Below are 3,466 nucleotides of genomic sequence, written 5' to 3' on the forward strand. Positions count from 1 at the left end.
CAACCAGAATCGGTAACGGCGCTTCCTTAGTTTCTGACCAGGACCATGGCTGTGCACCTTCAACGGGCTTGCTAAAGAAGGCTTTGATCGGAATCGGTAACAGATAAGCAATGTTCAATAAGGAACTCACCATCAACACCGCCACAATAATGAGTTTATCCGTTTCTAGTGCGCCTATGGCGAGATACCATTTACTCCAGGTGCCTGCCATTGGAGGCAAACCGATAATACTGATTGCACCGATAGCAAACGCTGCGAAAGTGATGGGCATTTTACGCCCCAGGCCCACCATATCACTGATGTTTTTCTTATGGCTGGCGACCATAATGGCACCGGCACAGAAGAACAGCGTGATCTTACCAACAGCATGAGTAGCGATGTGCAAGGCAGCACCGGCACTGGCGATTGATGAAGCGAGAAGCGCACCTACCACGATATAACTAAGCTGACTCACTGTAGAATAGGCTAGCCGTGCCTTCAGGTTATCCTTGGTCATGGCGATACAGGATGACAGCAATATTGTCGCCGCACCGATATACAGCATGACATCGGTTGTCGCCAAGTCTTTCAGGCCTTCTATGCCAAATATATAGATAACAATTTTCAGAATACTAAATACGCCAGCTTTTACGACAGCAACAGCATGCAACAACGCACTCACCGGAGTAGGCGCAACCATCGCAGCGGGTAACCAGCGATGAAAAGGCATAATAGCCGCCTTACCAATGCCGTAGCAGAAAAGAACCAGTAGAACACTGAGAACCACTTTATTATGTGAGTCATCAAAAATACCGCCAGCACGAAAATCCAGTGTTCCGGTTAGGGCATAAGTGCCAAGCACCGCGAATAGCAGGAATGCGATTGAAGTACTCAGAAGAATACCCAGGTAGACCCGCCCCCCTTGCTTCGCAGCATCGTTGCCCGCGTGGGTGACCAAAGGATAAGTGGAGAGGGTCAGTACTTCATAGAAAATAAACAGCGTAAGCAGGTTTCCTGAAAAGCAGATACCCATAACAGAACTGATTGCCAGAGCAAAGCAGCAGAAGAAACGTGTCTGGTTATCTTCGTTATGACCCCGCATATATCCGATGGCGTATATGCTGGTGACGATCCACAAAAAACTGGCGACAAGGGCAAAGAGTACACCTAAAGGTTCAACACTAAAGCTGATTCCAAGTCCTGGAAATATTTCGACCACATCTAAGTGGAGAGTTATTTCTTTGAAAGTGTAATCGGTAATTGCCAGAACAATACTGAACAGTATTGCTGCTGTTATCAGCGTTACAGCTTCACGCAGGTTGGGTGCTTTCCCCGTCGCGATCACAAGTAGTGCACCCAAAAAAGGAACACAAATAGATAATGTAATTAACTGTGCAGGTTCCAGTGCTTGCCAGAGATTCATGAAGAAACCTCCAGCGCATTTTTTTCTAACACGTCCCCTTCCAACACGTTGCCTTCTAACACCTTGCTTTCAAGCATATTGTTAGTTTGGAACAGCCATTCAGAGGCGCTACTGGCCGCTTCAGTTGTCAGGCTTGTATCAATGCCGAAATAGATGTTGGCAATAACAAGTACCCACATAGGAACGAGCATCAGCCAGGAGATCTCTTTGATGCTCTCTGGATCCCGTGATTCAGGTAGTTTTTGAAAGTATGCAGTTTCAAGGATTCGACCAATATAGATGATCGCAAATAGCGAACCGATCAATACCAACGCTGCTACAATCCAGTTACCCTGCTCCAGGGCTGCAGTAACTAAATACCACTTGCTGACAAAGCCAACAGTAAGCGGGACGCCAATAATACTCAGGCCAGCAATGGTAAACGCTGCCATCGTCAGAGGCATTTTTCTGCCTAACCCTGCAAAGGCTTTGATATCGACAGAGCCAACCCGATAAAACACCGCACCCACTGCCATAAACAGGGCACCCTTCATCAGCGCGTGGTTAAAGATATGGATCATACTGGCCATGAGTCCAGCCACACTGACCAGGCTAAGCCCAAGCACCAAATAACCAATCTGAGCGACACTGCTGTAGGCAAGGACAGTCTTTACGTTACTTTGTACCGTTGCCATATAGGAGCATTTGAAGATAGCTACAACGGCCAGCACCATCAGGATAAGGCCCATCCCCATATCAACAAAAACATGGTCAATGCCAAAAACAGTGAAGATAAAGCGGATCAAGACGTAGACCGCAACTTTTGTAGCGGTACTGGCCAGAAATGCTGTCACTGCTGATGGGGCATGGGTGTATGCCGGTGGCAGCCACATATGCAGTGGAAACAGTGCAAGCTTTATACTGACACCCACCATGATAAACGCGAGCCCGGTGTTAATCGTACGACTGCTGTCATAAAGGTCGATTCTGTCGGCGAGATCCAGCATGTTCAGCGTGCCGGTTTTCATATAGAGCATACCAACACCGATCAGGATAAAGGTCGCGCCTATTGTACCCATCACCAGATAACGGAATGCAGCGGTCAGACAACGCCTGTCCGCAGCCAGACTGACTAAGGTGTAGGTCGCCAGTGAAGAGATTTCCAGAAAAACAAAGAGGTTAAACGCATCACCTGTTATCAGTATGCCTGAAAGGCCTGCAAGGCATAGCAAGTGTGCCGTGTAGAAAAGCGAATGATTGGTAGCTTTTACCTCTTTTTCGATACTGTGTTTCGAATAAACCAGCACCAGTGTGGAGATGGCAGTTACTGCCAGCAGGACAAAGGCATTGGCGGCGTCTACACGTAATTCGATACCCCAGGGAGGTGCCCAGCCGCCGACGGCATAGCTGATTACACCTTCAGATAGTGCGGCTGACAGCAGCTGCCAGGACAGCAGAAATGCCAGGCCACTGACCAGAGTAGCAAAGCCCCAGGAAAGTACTGAGCGACCCAGAATAAATACAACAGGGGCTGCAATCATGGGCAGAATAATAGGAAGTGCAGCTAAATGTTGTTCAAGCATCAGATGGCATCATCCTTGTGTTCAAATTCGTTCTCTTCAACAGTGCCATAAGCTCGTTTGATTCGGACAATCAGTGCAAGACCCACCGCCGTTGTGGCAACACCGACAACAATGGCTGTAAGAATTAAGACATGGGGAAGCGGATTGGAGTATTGAGTAACCCCTTCAGCAACAATAGGTGCTGTGCCTCCGCTGACCTTACCCATGGATATATAGAGCATGAAAACAGAGGTCTGGAAAATATTCAGACCCACAATTTTCTTAACCAGATTGTTTGCAGAAATAACAATGTAAAAACCGGCCATCATCAGAAAAACGACGATCCAGTAGTTGTAATAATCGAGAATAAAGCTCACTGGATGTTTGACCTCTCTGCCTGACTGCCAAAGGCATAGAAAATATTCAGCATGACCGCAAACACGGTGATACCCACACCCAACTCAATAATGATGATCCCATAGTGCTGACCGGCGATCGGGTCTACGGCGAGTTTGTTGTAATC

At 47.6% G+C, this 3,466-nt stretch carries 3 protein-coding genes; all 3 read right to left on the reverse strand.

Annotated elements, in window-relative coordinates:
- A partial coding sequence (locus ABYW01_RS17065; protein WP_372835042.1) for a proton-conducting transporter membrane subunit occupies positions 1–1,402 on the reverse strand: 1,402 nt, incomplete at its 3' end.
- The gene (locus tag ABYW01_RS17070; RefSeq protein ID WP_372835045.1) at positions 1,399–2,964 is read right to left on the reverse strand and encodes a monovalent cation/H+ antiporter subunit D family protein; all 1,566 of its coding nucleotides are present in this window, start codon (positions 2,962–2,964) and stop codon (positions 1,399–1,401) included. The genes ABYW01_RS17065 and ABYW01_RS17070, both read right to left, overlap by 4 nt.
- The gene (locus ABYW01_RS17075) at positions 2,964–3,320 is read right to left on the reverse strand and encodes a cation:proton antiporter subunit C (RefSeq protein ID WP_372835048.1); all 357 of its coding nucleotides are present in this window, start codon (positions 3,318–3,320) and stop codon (positions 2,964–2,966) included. Before ABYW01_RS17075 ends, ABYW01_RS17070 begins: the two co-directional genes overlap by 1 nt.
- Positions 3,321–3,466 lie beyond the last annotated feature (146 nt).

It is taken from the genome of Pontibacterium sp., from assembly GCF_041587635.1.
Taxonomy (GTDB): Bacteria; Pseudomonadota; Gammaproteobacteria; order Pseudomonadales; family Balneatricaceae; genus Pontibacterium.